Here is a 22,462-nt window from a genome sequence, read left to right as displayed (position 1 = left end):
TTACCGTTCACTGATCAGAACGTATATGCCGTAGAACCCATCATTTTTTGCGATCCGAATCGCGAATTAAATATCTATCGTTTTTTTCCATGGCCAAAATCGCGTTTAGCATATGCAGCTTGCGAATCGGCTTGGGCACAATCGACCGGAAAAAGATTCGTTCTCCATCTTCTATTTTTTCGCCAAGCCATGCAAGCAGAAATAGATTCAGATCCGGAATTTGCTGCAACTCACGAAATACTTCATTGCGCTTAAGCGTACTCCCGTCAATAAACACAACGTCAAACGAGCCCATACCAACCCGTTCTACCAACTCTTTGTCCATTTCTTCAGAAGATTCCGCGTGAGCGCCCCAACCTTCCAGCATGCCGACAATCGTGTTTCGACTGGTCGCCTGCCGATCTACAACGAGGAAGCGCATGCCTTCTAATACGTCATTCTCAAACGGAATGGAAGGCAGGTCCGTGTAGCGCTCGAATGACAGCATGACCTCGATCGTTGTTCCCTTACCTTCTTCGCTTGATACTTCCAATTCTCCGCCCAGCAGCTCAATCAGGTTTTTCGTAATAGACATGCCGAGTCCGGCTCCTTCATAAGTATGCTGCGATGATTCATGCACCTGGGTGTAGACGTCGAAAATGTGCTTCAGCTGCTTTTCCGACATCCCGATACCAGTATCATGAATGACAAAACTAACCGAAATATTGTTCTCCTCCAGAGTAGGAATACGTTTGAGCTCGAACGAAATTTCTCCTTCATGCGTAAACTTGATTGCGTTCTGCATCAAATTCAGGAAAATCTGCCGTACTTTCAATGCGTCTCCGACAACGAACAGCGGAATTTCCGATTCGACTTTCAAAATAACTTCAACATTTTTACCGAAAGCTTGAGGAGCAAGTGTATAAATTAAGTTTTCAACCGTATTGATCAGATCGAACGGGTTATAGGCTACAGTCATTTTCCCCGCTTCCAGGCGGCTCATATCGAGAATGCCGTTAACGAGTTCCAACAACGACTCATTGCTGCTCTGAATAATGTCCATATAGTTTTGCTGTTCTTCCGTCAGTTCGGTTTCCTGCAGCAGATCGCTCATAGCGACAATGCCGTTAAGCGGATTACGAATCTCATGACTAAGCACCGCTACAAAGTGTGCCTTATTCTTCGATTCCTGCTGGGCTTCCTGACGTGCCTTGCGTTCTTCGCCAAGCAGGTGCTCCAGCCGATCCATTTCTATTTTATAGTTCCGGTTTTCGCGCTCCAGTTCTTCAATTTTTCGATTAAGATCTTCTTTTGTTGACATTTATATACACCTCTTAAGCAAGCATAATAGTGCTATATACCCGAGGCCTGCCTGCTTAGAACCTTTTTCCGACAAAAATCATCCTCGGTGAATCCGCCTTATACTTGTTCTGATCGTAACTTCCGCGTACGTCTTCGGCTTTCAAAGCCGCCTCATCCAGCATATCCGTAAAACGTTCCAGTGTATACAATTTAACACGCTCGTCGTATTCGCGCTGCTCTCCGCCATCTTCCGTTTCCGGAATGATTGTAATATGCTTTTTGACAAATCCATCCTCGATCGTGCGGCGTTCTTCGATCTTCAGCCCTTCTTCCTCGCGCTCGGTATAAGGCTTCAGATGACTTTTCACATGCGGCGGGTTCATAAAATCGATAATAAATTGTCCGCCCGGACGCAGCACACGCTGAATTTCCTTCAGCACCCGAATATGTTCGGCATCTTCTTCGAAATAACCGAAAGACGTGAACAAATTGACTACTGCATCAAACTCCCCGTCTTCGAAAGGCAGTTCGCGCATGTCGCCCTGCACCCATCGAATCCGATCCGCTCCGTCTTCCTTCTTCGCCTCGTCCAGCAGCACATCGGAAAGGTCCATACCGGTAACTTCGTAGCCCTTCTCCGCGAGTGATAGCGAATGCCGTCCCATTCCACAGCATAGATCCAGCACTTTCGCGCCCTTCTCCAGCTTCAGCCAGGAGATCATCTCGTGCACTTCATGCGCTGCGCCCTGTTCGTCCCGATAATTGTACACCCTCAAATAATCTTCGCCAAAACTCTCTTCATACCATTCGCTCATTGTGATATTGCCTCCCTTTACACGGTTCATGCGGTGTAGGACCCTAATCTGACAACTGCTTGTATCCTCAATCCTATATTTACACGAAAAAGAAGGCGGTGATGTCCGTCTCCAGAAATTCCCGCCTTCAAATTTAAGTTATTCCAGTTTCAATCAAACGCTCTTTTTGCTTTAGGTAAGCGTGCAGAATAGCCAGATCTCAGCTGCGAAATCCAAGAGATCAGGCCAGCTCTCCACGCAGCACGGTCACAGCGCGGCCTGCAATCCGAATTCGTTCCGATCCGACGTGCAGCTTCAGCAGCCCCTGCCGCTTGGACAGCTGCAGCGCAGTTAACTCGCTGCGTCCGAGACGCTCACTCCAGAACGGACCCAAGCCGCAGTGCGCTGAACCGGTGACCGGGTCCTCGTCGATTCCGATCCCCGGATAGAAGCAGCGGGAGACAAAGTCGATGCCCGGTCTGCTGGATGGGGCCGTTACGATCACTCCTCTTGCCGGTACGTTCCGCAGCATGGAAAAATCGGGCTTCAGGGCGGTAAGCGATTCTTCATCCGGAAGCAGAACAAGCCGGTCCATCCGATTGCCACCGGCATAGGCGGGCGATGTGCTTAAGCCGAGAGCCGCCAACAGTTCCGGCTCCGCCTCGCAGGGCTGTACCGGCTCAAGCGGAAAATCCAATTCGATGCCGTCTTCGGTACGCACTGCTGTCAAGATGCCACTGCGCGTATCAAATGCCAGTTTCTCCGACGTTTCGCCAAGCTCGGCCCACAGTGCATGTGCGCTTGCCAATGTCGCATGTCCGCATAGATCGACTTCCGCTTCCGGCGTGAACCAGCGCAGCGAATAGCCGTTTTCCTTTTTTAACAAAAAAGCCGTCTCCGACAAATTCATCTCCGCTGCAACCCGTCCCATCCATGAGTCCGGACGTTCTTCATCCAATATACAAACAGCCGCTGGATTGCCCTGGAAAGCCTTTTCGGCAAATGCATCTGTGATATACATCTTCATTGCTTTGTCCTCCTTCGATTTATCTGTACATACCGACTTTTAGTCACACTTTAGATCTATAACGTTACCGCATTCTTTTACCATATAACAAGACACATTCCCGGTGGCAGGCGAGAAAGTTTGCCGAAGCCCAAAAAGACCTTCCGCTGGAAGCGAAAGGTCTTGGAATTTCGAGAAGGCTCTTTCGAGAAGGCTCTAATGGATAAGAAAGTCCTGTTGAAAATGAAAATCTAATAGCGGCGGGAAGCATTCATTCCGATCGCGCGATAACAATCAAGAACGCGGATCAGCCTGCAGCGGGACTCTCACCGGATAAGTCACCGTGTATTCTGCTCTCTCAATCCAGGAACGCCGTACGAAGTCCCGTCCGCGTACAACGACTCGATTCTCATAAATCTCAACCTGCAGCCCTTCGCTGCCTGTCAGATGGTCGTCCTGATCTGTCCAGAGATAGCCGACCGATGAAGCGTTGAACATGGAGGGCATAACGCCTTGTCCATCGTACATCGTCCGCTTCGCTTCTAGCTGCCAGTGCGTATGTCCGGAGAACAGAATCGCCTGCGGACATTCGGTCAGCACTTTCTTCAGCTCAGCATCCTGATTAACCCCATACCAGCCCTGCTCCTGCATCGAGCCGGCCACGGTATCCATCAGCGGCTGGTGCAGGAAGACGAACACCGGCCGATCCGGCGAAGCTTCTTCAGCCAAACGTTCCTTCAGCCATTCCAGCTGTGCGGCCGATAGATCGCAGTCTTTCGGATGCGGAGTCTCACTGCCAAGAAAAATAAAGTGATAACCGCCGAGCCAGTGATCGTGATACGGCGCAGCTTCTCCGGTCGCTTCGGCAAAGCGGCGCATCCGGCGTTCCCACAGCTCCCGGGTCCGAAGGGCATCTTCTCCTGTACTGGACAGCCGCGCCGCCAAGCCGGACAGATCGAGCCCCGCTTCGGCGGCAGCGGCGGCGATAGATTCAGCCGCATTCTGCGGGTTCGCGCTTTCTTCAGAGTCGGTTTCGGTTTCGGTTTCGGTTTCAGTATCGATGTTGATATCAATATCGGTCTCGGCATTGGCTTCGGTATCAATGTTGATATCGCTACCGGTATACATGCCGCTATCCCCAGCAGCATTCTTTTTCCAATCCTCTGATTCTTCCTTATCCTTTAACCGGTCTCTTTTCCATCCCTCCACTAACCGTCCGTCCAGCGCGTCTTCGATCTCAAAGCCCGACAGAGAGGTCAAATCAACGGGCGTACCTCCCTCTTCCCACAGCACTGCTCCGATATCATGATTGCCGAGCGTGACGTACAGATGCGGCAGATTCGACGGACGCGACTCCCAGATCCGACTGAACTCTCGGTATTCCGCTGCCATTCCGCGATCGGTCACATCCCCCACGTGCATAATGCCCAGACTATCTGTGCAGAAATCAGCCATATCTTCCAGCGCCGCTTCGAAATGACGATTATGAATATGACCGGCATCGTCCCGAATATGCGTATCCGTAATGACCTGAAAAGTCGCCAGCGGCTTTTCCTCGTATCGTTCCATTTGTTTCATTTCCCCTCCCGTGTTGAAATCCTATTCTTCTGCATCGCTTCTATTACATTTATCTTGCACTTATCTTGCGTCCATCGATTCGGATGCTGGATCTCAGCTTTCAAGACTCGCTCCATTTCAACCCGACAATACCGATCAAAATAAAACTCATCCAGAGCAGCGAAGTGATCTTCAACCGCTCCTCGAAAAAGTAATGCCCGACAATGCCGATCATCGTGATCCCGACGCCCGACCAGATCGCATAGGCGACACCGAGAGGAATATGTTTCACCGAAAAGTTCAGCAGCGTAAAGCTGGCGCCATAGCATACAAACATGAATACCGAAGGCCACAGCCTAGTAAAACCTCCGGATACCTTCATCAAGATTGTTGCGCTCAATTCCAGAATGATCGCCAGCGCCAACAGTCCCCAGCCGGCGCCTGTGTTCTGACTCATCCGTTCACCCCATTCTCCAGCAGCGACTCGAAAGAGGGTACGGTAAAGTCTGCCAGCTTAAGCACGCCTTCCTCGCCAATTCCGACCTTAAGCAGTACCCCGGCCGCACGCCCCATTTCCATATCGCCGTCGGTATCGCCGATCACAACTACCCTATGCGGCATTACGCCAAGATGTTCACATGCCAGCAGGCACAGGTCCGGAAACGGCTTGCCGCGCTCCGCCATATCCGTGCCGATTACAACGTCAAAATACTCCTCGATCTCCAGCCAACGCAGATGCCTCCGTGCACTTTCCGTCTCATCGGCCGTGACCACTCCCATCCGAACACCGGCGCTGCGGCAGCGATCCAGGAAATCCCCGGCTCCCGGCAGCAGCCGTGCAGGACGAGTAGCTTCCATCTCTTTCTCCGCATGTTCCAGACAATCGCGCACCATCATTTTCGCTTCAGCCCAGGACAATCCCGCCCGATAACCGTGCCAGTTCAGTACAGCATACATCTCATCCATTGTTCCCATCGCCAGCGGTCCCCGCTTGTCATACCCGTTCATAAAGCCCGCTGCGTCATGCTCCGTTCCCCATATCCATGGAAGATCCTTATCCGCAATTGTAAGCCCCCGTTCGGCAAGCCTTTCACGGAAACTTTCAATTACACGGTCAGTCCAGAATCCCCACATGTAAGTGAAATCGAGCAGCGTTCCATCCTTGTCAAACAAAATGGCATCCGCCTGCAAAATATTCGGTTCCTCCCCAAGCTTACAGCCGTCCCTATTCATGTTCTCCATTTGTATCTCCTCTATGTTCATGCTCCTACAATGTTCATTCTTCTACAAATCAGCAGCCGTTCGCTTTCCCATCTCTTGGCGGTCGTTAAAAGAAAACCGCAGGGCGGCGCAGTATGCGCCCTCCCTGCGGTTGATAAATCAGGAGCAGTCCCGTATGCGTGTGAACCGCACCTCGAACCGCCTTTATCTCCCTTGCGCCGCTCGATAAGTCTACGCTGCCCAAGATCGACTTACTTTGTTACGCGATCCAGTTCGCTCTGTGCTTTAGCCTGCGCTTCCTTCAACGCCTGCTCGGCCGGCACATTGTTAATCTGCACTTGATCGGCCGCAACCTTGAGCGCGTCGCCGATCTTCCCGCCGGTCGGGTCCTGGAATGGAGCCGATGCGTGCGAAGCCTGCTGCAGAGGTACGCTGATCTGCGGATTCTTTTCGCTAAACTCCTTGAATGCAGGATCTTCAAGAGCCGATTGACGCACTGCGATATAACCTGTTTTCATGGACCAATCGGCAGTATTTTCCGGCTCCATGAAGTACGTGAACCATTTGAATGCCGCCTGCTGCTGCTCAGGAGTCGCTTTGGCCGGGATGCCCGCTTGAATTGCACTGGCGACGGGTCTGCCTTCCCCGACACCTTCCCAACCCGGCTGCTGCATCGCTGCCACAATGCCGAAGTCCAGGTCGCCTTGGTCGCCGCTGGAACCGGTGTAACCGGCTGCTTTGCCTTTCATCACGTCGTCAATCGTTTTGTACCAATACTCCCAGCCCTGCCCGCCGGAGTGAATACGCATGATCTGATCTTCGTGAATCCATTTGCGGAACTGCTCCCACGTCTCAATCCATTCCGGCGAATCGATCGTTACCGTTTTGCCGTCTTCGCTCAGAATGCTGCCGCCTTTGCTGTACACGGCATCGACCATGTTCTCATAGCCCCACATCGGTTCCCAGCCGTAGAACGTTGTCTTGCCGCCTTCTTTCTTCGTCATTTTGGCAGCCGCTTCGCCGAGTGCTTCCCACGTCGTCAGACTGGCCGGATCAATACCGTTTTCTTCAAAAGCGTCCTGACGGTAGTACATGATTTGTGTTGTGCCGTACATGGGCAGGAAGACCTGCTTACCGTCCACTTTGCCCTGTTCGAGGAAGGTCTGAACGAAATCTTCGCTCTTGAACTCCGGATCGGCTGCGATCAATTCGTCCAGAGAAGCATAATAGCCTTTGCGCGCCCAATCAATATTCGAGCTGAGCACCGCCGCCGGTACGCTGTTCGATGCGATTGCCGCCTGCAGCTTCTGTTCCGTTTCCGTGTAATCCGCCTGAGCGATGCCTTTGACGATCACTTCGTCCTGCGAAGCGTTGAACGCCTCAATCTTTGCTTTCATGTTATCGCCCAGATTGCCGCCCAGACCGTACCAGAACTCGATCTCGACTGGCTTCCCAGACTCGGCTGCCGCAGGTGTGGCGCTTGCGGAAGCAGCCGGCGTCTCAGCTGACGGCGAACCGCAGGCGGACAGCAGCGTGAAGCTTGCCGCGAGCAGCATCGACATGCCGCCTTTCCAGTTCCATTTGCGGCCAAGCGGCGATTTCCCAGCAAAACGTGCGTTGTTCGTTCCTTGTGTCATTCGATAGTCTCCTCCAATGGGGGTAGTGGAATGGCATTGCTTGTATACAGGCATAGTTTGAATCTGATGTTAGGTGAATCTGGTGTGGGTTGAGTCTGATTTTGATAGAGTCCATGTCAGTTGAATCTGAAGCGGGTTAAATCAGCTCTTGTTGACGCCGGCCGATATGTTGACGCTCTGCATGATCGTTTTCTGCGCGAACAGGAACAAGATCAGCAGCGGCGCAATCGTAAAGGCGCTGGCGGCCATAATCTGCGGCCAAGCCAACCCGTAGGCTCCACCTTCTACAAAGAAGCTGCGCAGACCCGCGGATACAAGCCGCAGATCAGGATCTTTTGTAATCAGCATCGGCCAGAAATAGTTATTGTACTGGTCGATGAACGTAATCAGGATCATAACGGCGAACGAGGAACGGATCAGCGGCGCCATAATGGTCCAAAGAATCCGGAAATGCGAAGCGCCGTCCAGCTGACCGGCTTCGACAAGCTCATGCGACACCTGCAGGAAGGCCTGGCGCAGCAGGAAGATCGCGAATACACTCACACAGTTGGATAAGATCAGTCCCGCATAACTGTCCAGCAGATGCAGCTCGTTCAGGATCATATAACTTGGCAGGTATACGGCCGTACTCGGAATCATATAGCCGACTAAGATAATCCCTGTAAAAGCGCCCTTAAGCCGAAACTTCATATGTGTCAGCGCATACGCCATCATGCTGGCGTTGATCACCTGCAGTACACAGATCGAAATCGCCACAAAAATACTGTTGAACATGTAACGGGCGAACGGTGCCGAATTCCACGCATCGCTGTAATTGCTCCAATTGATCGACTCCGGCCAGAACGTCGGCGGAAACTGCCAAATTTCATCGTTCGTTTTCAGGCCGCTTGTCACCATCCAATAGAAAGGGAACGCCAGGGCCAGACTAATGACGGCCAGCAGGATATAACGTGCGATCCGGCTCAACCGTTCGCCGAGCGGAACGAATTTCCCCGTCGTTTCTCCTCCGGCACCCCGGCCCAGCTCCCGTTTCTTCTCCACTTTTCTCGCTTCAGTTATGTTCATGAGTAATGTACCAGGCGCCGGCTGAGCAGGAACGACAGTCCCGACAGCAGTACGCAGATCAGAATAATAATAACGGCGATCGCCGAGGCTTCGCCGACGTTAAAGGTCTCGAAAGCCGACTGGTAGTACATGTACAGCAGTGTACGCGTTGAGCCCGCAGGACCGCCCTGCGTCATCACGTTGATCTGGTCGTAGGCCTGGAGCGATTGAATCGTCAGGATGATCGACAGGAACAGCGTAGTCGGCGAGATCAGCGGCAGCGTGATTCCACGGAACTTGTTCCAAGCTCCCGCTCCATCGATCGAAGCAGCTTCCATTAGATCCGCCGGCAGGTTGCGCAGCGCGACCAGATAGAACACCATTGACCAGCCGATTGACTTCCATATCGTAACGATCATAACGGCGACAAGCGCCCAATTCGGATCCTGCAGCCAGCCGAGCGGCGAAATACCGAACCAGCCGAGCGCCAGATTGGCAAGACCGACTTCCGGTTCGAAGATCCACGACCAAGCGATCGATACGGCGACGGTCGGCGTAACCCACGGCGAGAACATCATGGCGCGGAATATGCCGGTCGACCGAAGCTTGCTGTTCATCAGCAGCGCGAGCGCGAGACCGCCGACGATGATCGGAATCACCGTACCGAGTCCGAACATCAGCGTCACTTTGAGTGCCTGGTAGAAGTCGGCGTGCGTCAGCAGATATGTATAGTTTTCCAGACCGACAAACAGTTTCTCTGGGCTCATAAAGTCCCATTCGGTAAAGCTGAGGTAAACAATGTAGCCAAGCGGACCCAGCCAGAAGATCAACAGCGGGATCAGAGCCGGTAGGGTGAACAGAACCGCTTCTCCTTCACGGAACGTTTTCAGACGCAAACGCTCAACTCCTCTATGTTCAATTTTTTTTGAAAAACGGATTTTTTGTGGTACTAATTCCGCTTATCTATTCTTTCGTACAAACATGATTGTACATTCGAATTGAAAAATGGGGATTATCCCGGTGTTAAATTGTCAGGGAATCGTGTAAAATATGGACAGAACAAATCGGATACAAATTGTTCCAATCACCGAACACATACCTGCTCAATAGGTAAGCCAAATTCGAATTTTCGCTTCAGAGGTGACAGTGTGGAAAATGAATCCGCCCGGGAAACCGGTTCTTCCGTATCGCCGAAAAGGCGCGAACTGCGGGAGAAAGTAATCGAATCGATCGCAACGACGATGGATCTGTACGGGGTCAATCATTCATTTGGCCAACTCTACGGCATTATGTATTTCGAAGATCGTCCGATGACATTGGAAGAAATGAAAGATTATATGAACATGAGCAAGAGCAATATGAGCTATGCGGTGCGTGCGCTGACCGAGTCGCAGATGATTTACAAACTTGACGAGAAAAAAGACCGCAAGGATCAGTACATTGCCGAAACGGACTTCTTCCACACGTTTCGCAGCTTCTTCGGCGCCAAGCTGCAGCGGGAAGTCGATGTCATGCTGTCAAGCATTCGCGAGGTCACGCCGGATTTGTCGGAAATCGTACTTGCGCAGCAGACGACGCCGGAAGAACGCGAGCAGGCACTGCGCGATTTGCATAAGCTGCAGCATGCAGAACAGTATTACATGTGGCTGCAGGGATTCGTGGACCGTCTGAGAGATGGGGATCCTTTTTTCGGAACGGAAGCTTCGCAATCGGGCGAAAAAGAAAAAGAAGCCGGGCGGTAAGCCGGGCTTCTTTTTCTTTTTGAGAATATTTCCTCGAGAACATCTCCACAGCCTGACGATTCCAACGAATCACGATCCTCCTATTCGCTCGCCCGATGGCCTCTGTACATTCTAACAAATGGTGGTCATGCTATGGACTCTCCAGATGGCCTCTGCGTATTCTAACGAATCGTAATCACGCTATTTGCTCTCCAGATGGCCTTTGCGCATTCTAACGAATCGTAGTCACGCTATTTAAGCCAATTCAGCCTTAAATCGACCTAATTGCGGCAAATAGAGATGTGAGGATTCGTTAGATTCTTAAAACAGCTAAAAATCGGCAAATAGCGATATGTAGATTCGTTAGAATTTCAAGTAAGGTGCAGCGGACAGGAATTTAAAGGTTCACACCTAAAAACACAGACTCTAACTTGTCTTCACAGACATTTCCGCTGCGGTTGATTACCTGATACGCTGCGGCCTGCTCTCGGGAGGATACGACCTGGTACAGCTCCCCTTCCCGGTAATGAAGGGCAGCGCCGTCATCGGCTGCAATGCCTGATTCGATCTCACCCTTCTCTAGCATTTCCCGATAAGCGGGCCGCCTCTCCGCTTCACCGTCATAATGTGGGCAGTGGCTGCCCGGCAGCAGACCGAGCGCTTCAATGACGCCCAGTTGACCGGTAACGGAATCCGTTACGCCCTGCTCAAACCAGCAGATTGATCCGGCACTCAGACCCGCGAGGATGATGCCTTTTTCGTAAGCCCGGCGCAGAATTCGATCCAATCCCCATTCCCGCCACAGCGCCAGCATGCTTCGGGTATTGCCGCCGCCGACGTAAATGATGTCCTGATTCAGTACAAAATCCTCCAAGCTGCCTTCCGGCAGTTTGAACAGCGACAGATGTGTCGGTTCGCACGATAAACTGCCGAAGGCTGTATAGAAACGCTCGATATAACCCGGCGAGTCTCCGCTTGCCGTTCCTACAAAGCAGATCCTAGGCCGCTCTGCCTCCGATTGTTCCAATATGTACCGATCAAGCAGCAGATTCTCCGGCTCCATCGAAAATCCTCCGCCGCCCATTGCGATAATTTGTTTCATTGTTTTCACCCTCCAGCGAACAGTACGATTTAATCCATCCGGCTGATGCCGTTTTTCAGAAGCGGTTAACCTTGAGCATTCAGATCAAAAGCTCCCTTTTTTTCGTTTATGTCTTAGCCATAACCCAAGCGCAGCCGCAAGCACCAGTGCTACAACCGAGATTGCGATCCATCTTATAACTGTACCACCGTCTATTCCTCTGTCTGCCTCTCCCCCACTCTCCGGCGGCGCTTCAAATTTCGTACCCGCTCCGAGTTCTTCGAGATCTGCGGCAGCTCCGGCATTCTCTTGATGAATCTCGCCCGATCGTCCGCAGTTCACGACTTCGTATCGTCCATCGTTCTCATATGAATACAGCAGATAACGCTTGCCCTTCTCAAAGTCGAACTGACAGCTGCTCCAACGGGTATAAACGACGATTTCCGATTCATTCACACCTTTCCAGCTTTCGTCGACAGCCAGCGTAACGGCATAATACTTTTCTTTTCTATCGCTTTCAAATTCTCCAATACTTCGCACCGTTCCCGTAAAAACGGCTGCTGCCTGCTCTTTTGCCTTCTCCGCACTTTCGGGAATTATGCAGCTGCAGGCCAATGCTTTTTCCGATGGCAGCAACATGTTTATTGGCATCAGAAGCAGAATGAATGCCAGCACAATTTGCATACTTCTCCGCATGATATAGCTCCTCTCACCTAAATTTCTTAGAATTTCATCTATTAAACGAATCCTGCCTGGAAAACGTTACAGAAAGCTCGTTTTACCTGCCCTAGAGTGCCGCTTTATCCCGAATTTGAGTCTTTGCGACCGATTTAGGGTAATAAGTGAAAGAAATGTTGAGGAAAATGCAAATTCTTTCATTAATTTTCATAAAAGAAGGAGAGCTGGTCCATTCTATGAGTAAAACAATTTTTGTATCCAATCGCCTGCCCGTTACTGTAAGCAAGAGCGAATCCGGCCTGGACTATAAGGAAAGCATAGGCGGTCTGGCTACCGGACTTAAAAACTATCATGAGCAGGGCGACACCATTTGGGCCGGCTGGCCGGGCGTTGCGAAGGACGATCTGAGCGAAGAAGAAGTTGCTTCCGTCGCGTCCACTCTCAAAAATGATTATAAATGTCTCTCTGTACCGTTGACGTCGGAAGATATTGAAATGTATTACTATGGCTTCTGCAACGAAACAATCTGGCCGCTGTTCCACTACTTTACGAGCGCCGTTGAATATCGCAGAAAGACATGGGAAGCGTATAAGCGCGTTAACCGTACTTTCTTTGACGCAGTCGATCCATTGATTGAAGAAGGAGACACCATCTGGATTCACGACTACCAGTTGATGCTGCTGCCGCAAATGATTCGGGAAAAACATCCTGACGTCAAGATCGGCTTTTTCCTACACATTCCGTTCCCATCGTTCGAAACCTATCGCCTGCTGATCTGGCGTAACGAACTGCTGGAAGGTCTGCTTGGCGCGAACCTGATCGGATTCCATACTTACGATTACGTGCGCCACTTCCTGAGCACTGTTCGTCGTCTGCTCGGCCATGAACATAACTTGTACAAAATCCAGTTCGAAACACACCTCACTCAAGTTGACGCTTTCCCAATGGGTATCGATTACGATTACTTCTCCAAGTCGCCGACTGAAGAGAACATTTCGCAAGAATCGCTCGATTTCATTGAAAGCACGAAAGACCTGCGCAATATTATTTCCGTAGACCGACTCGATTATACAAAGGGCATTCCGGATCGCATCAAGGCATTCAAGCATTTTCTGGCCAAATACCCGGAGTATCATGAAAAGGTACGTCTGAACCTGATTATCGCACCGTCCCGCGTAGGCATCGAGAAATACGATAACCTTAAGCGCGAGATCGAAGAATTGGTCAGTGAAGTGAACGGCGAATACGGTACATTCAGCTGGATGCCGGTCTGGTTCTTCTTCCGTACCGTTTCGCAGGATGAATTGATTGCCTTCTACCGCAACAGTGACGTGCTGCTTGTAACGCCTCTGCGCGACGGTATGAATCTCGTAGCGAAGGAGTATGTCGCGGCTCGTACCGACAACAAAGGCATGCTGGTCATGAGCGAAACAGCCGGCGCGGCCAGCGAGCTTGGTGAAGCCGTTATCGTCAATCCGAACGATCACGAAGCGATTGCGAACGGAATCAAGATGGCGCTCGAGATGCCGGAAGACGACAAAATGGACCGCAACAAAAATATGCACCGCCGTCTTTCGCGCTACAACGTCAAATTCTGGGCCGAGGAGTTCCTCAATACACTCTGGGCCGCACCGGAAGATCGTATTGCTACAGAACCGCTGACTAATCTGACATCCGGTTCGTCAGATCTCGAGATTGCCTATCGGACAGCGGAAAATCGCGTACTGTTCCTTGACTATGACGGTACATTGGTCGGATTCAAGCCGACACCGGATCAAGCCCGTCCAGATAAGGAACTTAAGCAGCTGCTCCAAAAGCTGACCGAAGATCCAAAAAATACGGTCGTCATTATTACCGGCCGCGATCGCATCACAGCGAATAAATGGCTTGGGGATCTGAATGTGCACATCGTCGCCGCTCACGGCCTATGGCTGCGCGTACCGGGCGAAGAATGGGTCATGACACTCAACATGGATAACGAGTGGAAAGAAACAATTCGTCCGATTATGGAGACGTATACCGACCGTACGCCGGGTTCCCTGATCGAAGAGAAAGATTATTCGATCGCTTGGCACTACCGTCAATCCGAACCGGAGATCGCAGCCCTGAAGCGCAACGAGCTGAAGGAAGCCCTTATGTCGGTGACACAATCGATGACAGTTGGCGTCTTGGACGGCAATAAGGTTATCGAAGTGAAGGATACTCGCGTCAACAAAGGGCATGGCGCACATCTAATCCTGAATCAAGGCGAATATGACTTCGTCTTCGGTGCTGGTGATGACCGTACAGATGAAGACATGTTCGCGGCACTACCGGAAGGCGCCTACTCCATCAAGATTGGCAAGGAAGTGACGGCTGCCAAATACCGTCTGAAATCTTCCCCTGAATTCCGGACGCTGCTGGGACGCTTTACGGAAGTGTCTGACGAAGTGGCCAGAGAGAAATCCGAGAGTAAATAAACGAATTCTCATTACTGCACAATAGAATGATAATAAAGAGCCGTTTCCTCTTAAGGGAAACGGCTCTTTGCTGCTGCTCTTTATTCTGCAATCCTTCTCCGGCACAACCGATTGGACCTCTATCTCCACCAAAAGTTTTGGGCAAGCGGCAATCCTTTCCTTGCCCAGACAAATTCCACATCCTATAATAAATATACTTATTCCATTTAAAGCGGCAAAGGAGCACGGTGATGATTGCGATGAATACCGAAATTCCTCTTAGTGAGAAAAATATCATTCTAATCGGCTTTATGGGAGCGGGCAAAACGACAATCGGCCAGCTGCTGGCGAACAAGCTTGATCGGCCTTTCCTTGATGCGGATCAGGAGATCGAACAGAAATACGGCATGCCGGTGACGGAAATTTTCAAGTGTATGGGCGAGCCCGCTTTTCGGCAGATAGAGAAAGATTATCTGACCAAACTGTGCCACAATTCGCGTTCTAAGGTTGTGTCCCTGGGAGGCGGATCGTTTATGCAGGACGAAATTCGGCAGGCCTGCTTGAGCAGCGGCATTGTATACCACCTTGACCTGCAGTGGGAAGAGTGGCTGAAGCGCTTCGAAGCATTGATCGGCACCCGACCGCTTTTGCAGAGCAAATCGCTTGAAGAGATCGAAGAACTGTTCAACAGCCGTAAAATCGTCTATGCCGATAACCACTATACAATAGCGGTCGATGCGCAGAATCCGGAGCAGATTGCCGAAGCGATGGCCCAGCAGATCCGGGTAAGCTGGCAGCAGGAATAGCAGCAAAAACAGGCAGGCTGCGTTTTGCGCAGTACCTGCCTGTTTTCATTTCACTTCCGTTCCACTACCTGTTCAATCGTTGATTCCAGCATCTATGTCTGACCGCTGTCTTCTCGCTTCATCCCTTTTATCAACTTTTATACCGTATTTCCATATCGTCATTTCTTCATAAAAAGACAGCCCTGTACAAGGTACAAGGGCTGTTCGTTGAATGCGCAGGTCTTGTCAGCCTACCTTTACCGTATATCGTCCCGATCCTAGTTCCAACATTACGATTCCGTCTTCCTGCTGCATAGGGGCCGTCATGAGCACCTCCGCCGGATCGCGCTCATCAACACGTACGGATTTTCCTGCCGCAGCGGGAAGGCGGACTTGTGCCGTCATATTCGGAGGAAGCTGGAACTCGTAAACAACACTTCCGTCTTCCCGCTTACTCCAGCCGCTGAACACTTTGCCGTACAGCGAATCGTACTGCGCGCGGGCGTACGTCAAACCGGAATCCGGATTCGGTCGCAGCACGAGGCGTTTGCAGCCGGGAATCTTCTCATCGATATCCAGACCTGCTACTGCCCGGTACAGCCAATCGCCAATCGCTCCGTACGAGTAATGGTTGTACGAGTTCATGTCGTCGCTCCAGAACGAGCCGTCCGGCTTGATGCCGTCCCAATGCTCCCAGATCGTCGTTGCACCCTGCTTAACTGAATAGAGCCAGGAAGGATATTCCTCCTGCTGCACCAGCTGCACGGCAATATCGTGGTAGCCGTTTTCCGACAGCACATGGCATAAATACGGCGTTCCTACAAAACCGGTCGTCAGATGCATGTTCTCGCTGCGCACGTATTCCGCCAGCGTGTCCGCTAACCGCTTCCGCGTTTCTCCTTCGACCAGATCAAACATAAGCGCCAGTACATGTGCAGTCTGTGTATGAGCAGCCAGCCGGCCGTTTGGCGTAATGAACTCATCGGCGAATGCCTGTACAATACGCCGGTGCAGATCACCATATTTCTCGACATCTTCCTCCCTACCGAGAACAGCGGCCGTTTTGGATACTAGAGATGTCGAGTACGCGAAAAAGGCAGTGCAGATCAAGTCGCGCGGTGTTGCGCCAATATAGCTGTTTTCTTTGGCGTCCAATCCCAGCCAGTCGCCAAAGTGGAATCCGGTGTTCCAGATTAGCTCATTATCGCCCTGCGAACGAATGTATTCCACCCAACCGGTCATACTGTCGTACTGTTCCTCCAGAATGCGTTTGTCGCCATAGTACTGATAAAGGGTCCATGGACAGATCACTGCCGCATCGCCCCAAGCCGCCGAAGAATGCGAACCTTCGTCCAAAATGTCCGGCACAACAAAAGGTACACCGCCATTTGGCAGCTGCTCCGCCGCCAAATCTCTCAACCATTTGGTGAAAAAGGGCGCGATGCCGTAATTGAACGCCGCCGTGCGAATAAACACCTGCGCATCCCCCGTCCAGCCAAGCCGCTCGTCCCGCTGCGGACAGTCTGTTGGAATATCGAGGAAGTTGCCGCGCTGCCCCCAGACAATATTTTGCTGCAGCCGATTGATCAGCGGATGCGAACATTCGAAAAAGCCGGTCGGCTGCATATCCGTATGAATAACTTCGCCCGTAAAGTGTGAGAGATCAATCGGTTCCGGGAACCCCGCAAGACGCACATAACGAAATCCTTGGAACGTAAACGAAGGTTGATACGATTCTTCTCCGCCGCCTTTGCACAAGTATGTCACTTCCTGCGCGGCGGTCCGCAGATTGCCGGTATAGAAATTGCCTTCCTTGTCCAGCACTTCCGCATGATGCAGCGTCAGCTTCGCACCTGCCGGAGCCTGAACCGTGAAGCGCATGCGGCCAACCATATTTTGTCCCATATCTAATACAATTTCTCCGGCTGGGGTATGGATAAGGGATACCGGCTTGATGATTTCCGTCACCTTGACCCGCTCGCTCTGCTCTCCAATCAGCATGTCTTTGGACTGCTCCAACGTCTCTACGGGATGCCAGACCGAGTCATCGAATCCCAGTGTGCTCCAGCCCGGAATTTCACGCGAAGCATCATACGTTTCTCCTTCATAAATGCCGGACATCCTGATCGGACCGTCCGCGAACGCTTCCCAAGATTCGTCCGACGCTATAATCTGCTCTGTCCCATCGTCATAGCGGACATGAAGCTGCAGCAGCAGGCCTCTCCGATCGCCATAGATGCCGCTGCGATCCTGCCAGCCCAACCGGCCTTTGTACCAACCATCCGCGAGGACTGCTCCGATAACGTGCTCCTGACTGTTCAGCAGCTGCTCCGTTACATCGTAAGCCTGAACCTGCAGTCGATGGTTGTAACTCGTCCAGCCCGGCGTAAACAAGCTGTCTCCGACTCTTGCACCGTTCAGCTCCAGCTCGTAAAGGCCAAGCGAAGTTGCGAATACGGCTGCGTGAACGACTCTTTTTCCGTTCAACTCGAAGGCTTTACGCAGATAAAAAGCTTCCTTGGTCTGCGGTTCGATCGCATCCGCCGACGGCGTAATCCACCCGGCCTGCCAGTCGTCGGTTTCTAACAATCCCGTCTCCCAGAAAGCGCTATCACTCCAAGGTGACTCCTCGCCCTGATCGTCCCATACACGAACGCGGTACATATAGCGGGCAGCGGACTTCAGCTTCGCTCCGCCATACTCGACGTGCACACTCTCATCCGACTCCACCCGGCCGCTGTCCCAGACCAGCTGCTCTTCGGCAAAGTTCTCGCCTCCCAGCGACACCTGAATCCGGTAAGCCATCTGCCGCACATTGCGTCGATCCGTCAGCAGTTTCCAGCTTAGGCGAGGATGCGGGACGTTCAGTCCCATCGGATTTTTCAAATATTCGCAGCGCAGTTCCGTTACCATTGTTGAACGCATGAGTATATCCCTCCTGTTCGGCATATAAACCCTGTCTTCTCGCACTCATTGCAGACAATTTTAAAGTCATAATAAGGAAGCCAATCGGACAAATTCATAAGAGAATATAGACATGCTGCAGAGGAGAATCGGAAAGGATTCCATACGGCATTCAAGCTTTATGGTTTAGGCTTTACGGCTGAAGGGTCTCTTCCTTCGTCAGCCACTCCACCACCGGATACGAGATAAGATTGCGGTCCCGGTAAGCAGCGGCGACTGCGTCGTCATGCCGACTGAGAATGCCATTTTGCAGCAGTGCCGGACTTAAGTCCCGTTCGATCGCCCCGTTGTACGTAAACTGCACGCAGTGTTCGGCTGCAAATCCCGCCAGGATCAACTGCTCGATTCCCTTCTTTGCAAGAAGATCTCCCAGCTCTGTTTTCCAGAAAGCGTTCGAGTATTCCTTGGTCACGAAAAGATCGGATTGCTCCATGGAAACCTCTTCAATCGTACTGTAGATTTCGCGTGTCTCTTCTGTCATACCCTCAATATCTTGGATATGAATGATCGGATGTCCCGCCGTACGCATCATACGGGATACGTAATTGATATATTCGCAAACTCCGTCGATTTTGGACTGCGGCACACCTTCCAACTGTACGGTCTGCATGTCGATGATCAGAAACGCGATTTTCATGGGTAGAATTCCTCCGCTTCCGGTACAATGGCCTGAACTTCGATTTCCACCATGAGCTTGGGATCGATAAGCGCTTTGACTTCGACCATCGTCGACACCGGACGAATATCGCGGAACACTTCGCCGTGGGCACGGCCGATTTCTTCCCATTTCGAGATATCGGTTACGAACATTCGCGTGCGGACGACATGTTCCATCTTGGCACCTACGTTCTCCAGCGCTTCTTCGATTGTATGTAAAATCTCCTTCGTCTGCCGGTAAGCGTCATCCACTCCGATCACTTCGCCGTCCTTCATTGCCGTTGTGCCTGCAACTTCTACCGTATGACCCACGCGCACTGCACGACTGTAACCGACAATCGGCTCCCAGGGAGAACCCGTCGAGTATGTTTGTTTTTCCATCTGTTTCGTCACCAGTTTTCTCCCTCGCTTTCCACTTCAAAAATCGAATCGACGATAATCGGCAGATTGTTACGAACCGACACTGCACCAAATACGGATCTCGCATGCAGTCCACGTTCGCCGAATACGTCGGTCATCAGTTTGGAGCAGCCGTCCAGCACTTTATGATGCTCGTCGAATTCCGCCGTCGCATTGACGAATCCCTGAAGCTTGACCACGCGTTTGATCCGATCCAGCGAACCCAGTTCACTTTTGAGTACGGCCAGAATCTCAATTCCGGCCTGCCGGGCAAATTCGAATCCCTGCTCCGTATCATATTCGCGTCCCAATTTGCCCTGCGGACCGCCGGCTGGTCCTTTGCCCGCAACGAACATCAATCCGTTCACGATGACCGCATTTGCATAGGCTGCGGCCGGTGAGCTTGCTTCAGGCAGTACGATTCCCAGTTCCTGCAGTCGTTCTTCAACCGTGTTCGACACTTGTATCGTCTCCTTTTAAGGGATAGATCATCTTCGCCATTCATATTTGCGGCTTGGCATGGATATTCTCTCTTTTGAGAATTGTTTTTTTCTGTCTGTTGATTTTCACTTCATGCGCCGCATGATGGGATGGTCCCCTTTCAGCTGAAGCAGATCCCACAAATTTCCGTACAAGTCTTTGAATACGGCAACCGTTCCATACGAATCTTCTTTAGGCTCACGCACGAATTCGATACCGTTCTCCTTCATCTCTTTATAATCTCTCCAGAAGTCGTCCGTATTCAGAAAAAGGAATACCCGTCCGCCCGCTTGATTACCGACAAAAGGCTCCTGTTCCGGCTTTGAGGCACGAGCCAGCAAAAGGGTCGTTCCTGCTGATCCCGGCGGCGCCACAACGACCCAACGTTTATCCTGCTCGGGCTGAAAAATGTCTTCCACCAGCGTAAAATGTAATTTTTTCGTGTAAAATTCGATAGCTTCATCATAATCGTTTACGACAAGTGCGATATGTACGATCGATTGATTCATTTCGTTTCTCCTTTATCGAAGGCGGATTTATTGGCTTATTACTTTGATCAGCACCTTGTTCGGACCGATCTCCGGCACGGGAACGTCCTCAATCGTAATCTCGCGCAGATTGTGCATAGCGGCGGCTTTCATCGCTGCAGGAGTATGGGCTTGGGTCATCGCTCATCGTCCTTTCGCTGTTCAAGATGTATGCGTATACAAATCCGGCTGTGCCTTTTAACTTGGCTCGTAAAAGATCACGCGGTTACCGAACGGATCGATCAGTATAACTTCCAATCCGCCCCACGGCATTTGTTCCACGTCCGGATTCAGGAACCGATAAGGCTTGGCCGTTAATTCGCGATGAAGCTCTCTTATGTCCGGGGTTCCAATCCGAATCGCCGAACCAGGTGTACAGTCTCCATGATGCTCGGACAAATGCAGCGTGATCGGTCCTTTGGAGACTTGGAGATACAGCGGCATATCCGCTTCAAAGCGATGTTCCCAGTCAATCTTGAAGCCCAAATAATCCACGTAAAACTGTTTGGCCAGAGCTTCGTCGAAGATACGCAAAATCGGGATGACGCCGATCGTTTCCATCCATTTCGCTCTCCTTTTCACGTCCCGGATTTTTCTGTTCGTCTACTCTTCTATGACCAGCCGTCCGCTCAGCCAAAAGCTGCCGCTCAAAATATCGCCTTCCTGAATCTCACGCTCGCCGACCAACCGCTCGTCCGCCACCACGTCGATGTCGCCGCCGAGCGTACGCACCAGTGCCCATTGGAAGTACAATCCGGTCATTTCGTTCCTGACCCAGCCGGCTCGCAGCACGCGTCCCGTAAAAGCAGCCGTCGAACCCGGTTCGCCGCCCTGATCATTCAGGCCGGTCGACTCGAATGTCTCCGTTGTCAGAATCAATCCGCCCGCCGAACGCTCCAATTGATAGGCAAAATAATCGGCTTCATTGGAAAAGACTTTCAGCTCATGCGCGAACGCCGACAGCTGAACCTGCCGAATCATCGAGGTGGTGATTGAACCGTAACGGTCCCGATCCGGCACATCAAACAGGAATGCATACAAACCTTCTCCCGGATGGCCTGGCTTCGCTCCCGCCCAAGCATAGAATGTACCGTCCAGCTCATTCGCTTCTTCATGCTGCAGCTCGCCTTCGATACCAATTTGCATTAGACCGGCTCCGGTAAAATGCGGATGCATGCCGATCGCTACGCCTTCGCGGTTAAGCTGAAGCCACAGCTCCGCGCCGCCTCCGGCTTGAAACTGTACGTAAGCGCCCTGCGGTGTCTGTATAAGCGTACCGTTCTTATAGGCATGGTCAGCCAATTTCAAAAAGTCTTCTTCATCCTGCATTTGAAATCCAAGCATTGTCATGTGGTTGATCATTCCGAACCCCTCCCGGCTGCGTCCAAGGCTGCCCTGCTCTATACTGCCACTGCTTTTATGTGACTGCTGCATTATTTGATGTGACTACTGCCTTCTATGCTAGAGGGCGGGAGTAGGCAAGTCAACCTCGGTGCTGGAAGCGATTGGTTACGGCCAGTCGAACTTTTGCATTAGTTCGTCATCCCACTATTTATCAGCCTCCTGTTATTCCGAGCCAATCGAACAGCTTGAGAATCAATACGTATTCGCCTACGATAGCAGCTGCACACAGCCCAAGCATTAGCGTAATCTGTGCTTCATTCATTTTATGACTCCAATAACGTCCTTTAAGCGCAGCGTACCAACTGGGCGTATACGTATCTTTGACGGCTTGGCTCATGTCTTCTTTGTCACGAAACAAAACCCGCGATAACAGACTCACCAACGGCACATTTACGATAAACAAAATGATCAGCAGAATTCCTTCCATGAAGTCTCCTCCTTAAAAGCATGATTAAGGGGATTACGAAAAGAAAGATATTTACGTTCCTTTTAAGAATACTTTATTCCCCGAAGCTAAACAGGTTTAGAGAATATGGTCGGTGAAATCCGTGAAACACAATTCGATACAGGTATCGCTTGCGTTCATTGCGGAAGTAAGGCTATCAAACAGTTGCGAAATGCATAGAAAAAGCCTTGTTCAAAAGGCTCAACGTGTTGAGAAAGTCTTTTTTTGTGAGAATCCAATGAGTGGAAGAGGAAATTCAGTGAAGGAGCGCCAGCGTTCGCCTTTGAAATCGAGAAAATTCCAATAAAATTTAATCCCTTTTCTCGATTTCAACACGCGACCG

The 22,462-nt window shown here is 51.3% G+C and carries 23 protein-coding genes; 3 read left to right on the top strand and 20 right to left on the bottom strand.

Features of this window, described 5'->3' with window-relative positions:
* Window positions 1–40: 40 nt before the first annotated feature.
* The 9 genes from F456_RS0117250 to F456_RS0117205 all read right to left on the bottom strand — a co-directional run bounded on the left by F456_RS0117250 (window position 41) and on the right by F456_RS0117205 (window position 9,436).
* The gene (locus tag F456_RS0117250) at window positions 41–1,300 is read right to left on the bottom strand and encodes an ATP-binding response regulator (protein ID WP_018978304.1); all 1,260 of its coding nucleotides are present in this window, start codon (window positions 1,298–1,300) and stop codon (window positions 41–43) included.
* Window positions 1,301–1,355: 55 nt separating this feature from the next.
* Window positions 1,356–2,096, bottom strand: a complete 741-nt coding sequence (locus F456_RS0117245) for a class I SAM-dependent methyltransferase (RefSeq protein ID WP_018978303.1) — start codon at window positions 2,094–2,096, stop codon at window positions 1,356–1,358.
* A gap of 220 nt (window positions 2,097–2,316) precedes the next feature.
* On the bottom strand, window positions 2,317–3,102 hold the full coding sequence (locus F456_RS0117240) for a PhzF family phenazine biosynthesis protein (RefSeq protein WP_018978302.1): 786 nt from the start codon (window positions 3,100–3,102) through the stop codon (window positions 2,317–2,319).
* 273 nt (window positions 3,103–3,375) lie between these two features.
* A complete protein-coding gene (locus F456_RS24915) occupies window positions 3,376–4,659 on the bottom strand; it encodes a metallophosphoesterase family protein (RefSeq protein ID WP_083923736.1) in 1,284 nt (427 codons plus the stop codon).
* A gap of 100 nt (window positions 4,660–4,759) precedes the next feature.
* The gene (locus tag F456_RS0117225) at window positions 4,760–5,095 is read right to left on the bottom strand and encodes a DMT family transporter (RefSeq protein WP_018978299.1); all 336 of its coding nucleotides are present in this window, start codon (window positions 5,093–5,095) and stop codon (window positions 4,760–4,762) included.
* The gene (locus tag F456_RS0117220; RefSeq protein WP_018978298.1) at window positions 5,092–5,880 is read right to left on the bottom strand and encodes an HAD family hydrolase; all 789 of its coding nucleotides are present in this window, start codon (window positions 5,878–5,880) and stop codon (window positions 5,092–5,094) included. Before F456_RS0117220 ends, F456_RS0117225 begins: the two co-directional genes overlap by 4 nt.
* A 230-nt stretch (window positions 5,881–6,110) precedes the next feature.
* Window positions 6,111–7,421 (bottom strand): ABC transporter substrate-binding protein, encoded by a 1,311-nt coding sequence (locus F456_RS0117215; protein ID WP_229675768.1) that lies wholly within the window; start codon window positions 7,419–7,421, stop codon window positions 6,111–6,113.
* Window positions 7,422–7,637: 216 nt separating this feature from the next.
* The gene (locus F456_RS0117210) at window positions 7,638–8,537 is read right to left on the bottom strand and encodes a carbohydrate ABC transporter permease (protein WP_018978296.1); all 900 of its coding nucleotides are present in this window, start codon (window positions 8,535–8,537) and stop codon (window positions 7,638–7,640) included.
* Window positions 8,538–8,557: 20 nt separating this feature from the next.
* Window positions 8,558–9,436, bottom strand: a complete 879-nt coding sequence (locus F456_RS0117205) for a carbohydrate ABC transporter permease (protein ID WP_018978295.1) — start codon at window positions 9,434–9,436, stop codon at window positions 8,558–8,560.
* 252 nt (window positions 9,437–9,688) lie between these two features.
* On the opposite strand from F456_RS0117205, the gene F456_RS0117200 reads away from it, so the two are divergent.
* Window positions 9,689–10,282: a GbsR/MarR family transcriptional regulator gene (locus tag F456_RS0117200; RefSeq protein ID WP_018978294.1), complete on the top strand. Its 594-nt coding sequence runs from the start codon at window positions 9,689–9,691 to the stop codon at window positions 10,280–10,282.
* A 376-nt stretch (window positions 10,283–10,658) separates the two neighbouring features.
* On the opposite strand, the gene F456_RS0117195 is transcribed toward F456_RS0117200, so the two are convergent.
* Window positions 10,659–11,363 carry a Type 1 glutamine amidotransferase-like domain-containing protein gene (locus F456_RS0117195; RefSeq protein WP_018978293.1) on the bottom strand — a complete coding sequence of 235 codons (705 nt, stop codon included), beginning with the start codon at window positions 11,361–11,363 and terminating at the stop codon, window positions 10,659–10,661.
* Between the two features lie 84 nt (window positions 11,364–11,447).
* A complete protein-coding gene (locus F456_RS23750; RefSeq protein ID WP_018978292.1) occupies window positions 11,448–12,038 on the bottom strand; it encodes a hypothetical protein in 591 nt (196 codons plus the stop codon).
* 218 nt (window positions 12,039–12,256) lie between these two features.
* Between F456_RS23750 and F456_RS0117185 the strand changes: the two genes are divergently transcribed.
* Both F456_RS0117185 and F456_RS0117180 read left to right on the top strand, forming a co-directional pair.
* Window positions 12,257–14,479 (top strand): bifunctional alpha,alpha-trehalose-phosphate synthase (UDP-forming)/trehalose-phosphatase, encoded by a 2,223-nt coding sequence (locus F456_RS0117185; RefSeq protein WP_018978291.1) that lies wholly within the window; start codon window positions 12,257–12,259, stop codon window positions 14,477–14,479.
* Between the two features lie 230 nt (window positions 14,480–14,709).
* Window positions 14,710–15,264 carry a shikimate kinase gene (locus F456_RS0117180; RefSeq protein WP_018978290.1) on the top strand — a complete coding sequence of 185 codons (555 nt, stop codon included), beginning with the start codon at window positions 14,710–14,712 and terminating at the stop codon, window positions 15,262–15,264.
* A 225-nt stretch (window positions 15,265–15,489) separates the two neighbouring features.
* On the opposite strand, the gene F456_RS22915 is transcribed toward F456_RS0117180, so the two are convergent.
* From F456_RS22915 to F456_RS0117135, 9 genes are all read right to left on the bottom strand, one after another.
* Window positions 15,490–18,168 carry an alpha-L-rhamnosidase gene (locus F456_RS22915; protein WP_018978289.1) on the bottom strand — a complete coding sequence of 893 codons (2,679 nt, stop codon included), beginning with the start codon at window positions 18,166–18,168 and terminating at the stop codon, window positions 15,490–15,492.
* Window positions 18,169–18,340: 172 nt separating this feature from the next.
* Entirely contained in the window at window positions 18,341–18,844 is a 504-nt protein-coding gene (locus F456_RS0117170; RefSeq protein ID WP_018978288.1) for a cysteine hydrolase family protein, read from the bottom strand.
* Complete coding sequence (locus tag F456_RS0117165; protein ID WP_026293948.1) at window positions 18,841–19,245, bottom strand: RidA family protein; 405 nt, start codon at window positions 19,243–19,245, stop codon at window positions 18,841–18,843. Before F456_RS0117165 ends, F456_RS0117170 begins: the two co-directional genes overlap by 4 nt.
* An 8-nt stretch (window positions 19,246–19,253) precedes the next feature.
* Window positions 19,254–19,724 (bottom strand): RidA family protein, encoded by a 471-nt coding sequence (locus tag F456_RS0117160; protein WP_018978286.1) that lies wholly within the window; start codon window positions 19,722–19,724, stop codon window positions 19,254–19,256.
* A 105-nt stretch (window positions 19,725–19,829) separates the two neighbouring features.
* Window positions 19,830–20,252, bottom strand: coding sequence for a VOC family protein (locus F456_RS0117155; RefSeq protein WP_018978285.1), 423 nt, complete (start codon window positions 20,250–20,252; stop codon window positions 19,830–19,832).
* A 27-nt stretch (window positions 20,253–20,279) separates the two neighbouring features.
* The gene (locus tag F456_RS24910) at window positions 20,280–20,411 is read right to left on the bottom strand and encodes a hypothetical protein (RefSeq protein WP_018978284.1); all 132 of its coding nucleotides are present in this window, start codon (window positions 20,409–20,411) and stop codon (window positions 20,280–20,282) included.
* A gap of 57 nt (window positions 20,412–20,468) precedes the next feature.
* Entirely contained in the window at window positions 20,469–20,831 is a 363-nt protein-coding gene (locus tag F456_RS0117145; RefSeq protein ID WP_018978283.1) for a glyoxalase superfamily protein, read from the bottom strand.
* Between the two features lie 42 nt (window positions 20,832–20,873).
* Window positions 20,874–21,632, bottom strand: coding sequence for a hypothetical protein (locus F456_RS0117140; RefSeq protein ID WP_018978282.1), 759 nt, complete (start codon window positions 21,630–21,632; stop codon window positions 20,874–20,876).
* A 193-nt stretch (window positions 21,633–21,825) separates the two neighbouring features.
* Window positions 21,826–22,101: a hypothetical protein gene (locus F456_RS0117135; protein ID WP_018978281.1), complete on the bottom strand. Its 276-nt coding sequence runs from the start codon at window positions 22,099–22,101 to the stop codon at window positions 21,826–21,828.
* Window positions 22,102–22,462 lie beyond the last annotated feature (361 nt).

Source organism: Saccharibacillus kuerlensis DSM 22868, assembly GCF_000378145.1.
GTDB lineage: Bacteria > Bacillota > Bacilli > Paenibacillales > Paenibacillaceae > Saccharibacillus > Saccharibacillus kuerlensis.
Note: the sequence above shows the minus strand (reverse complement) of the source record. Positions and strands in the feature narration are given on the sequence as shown.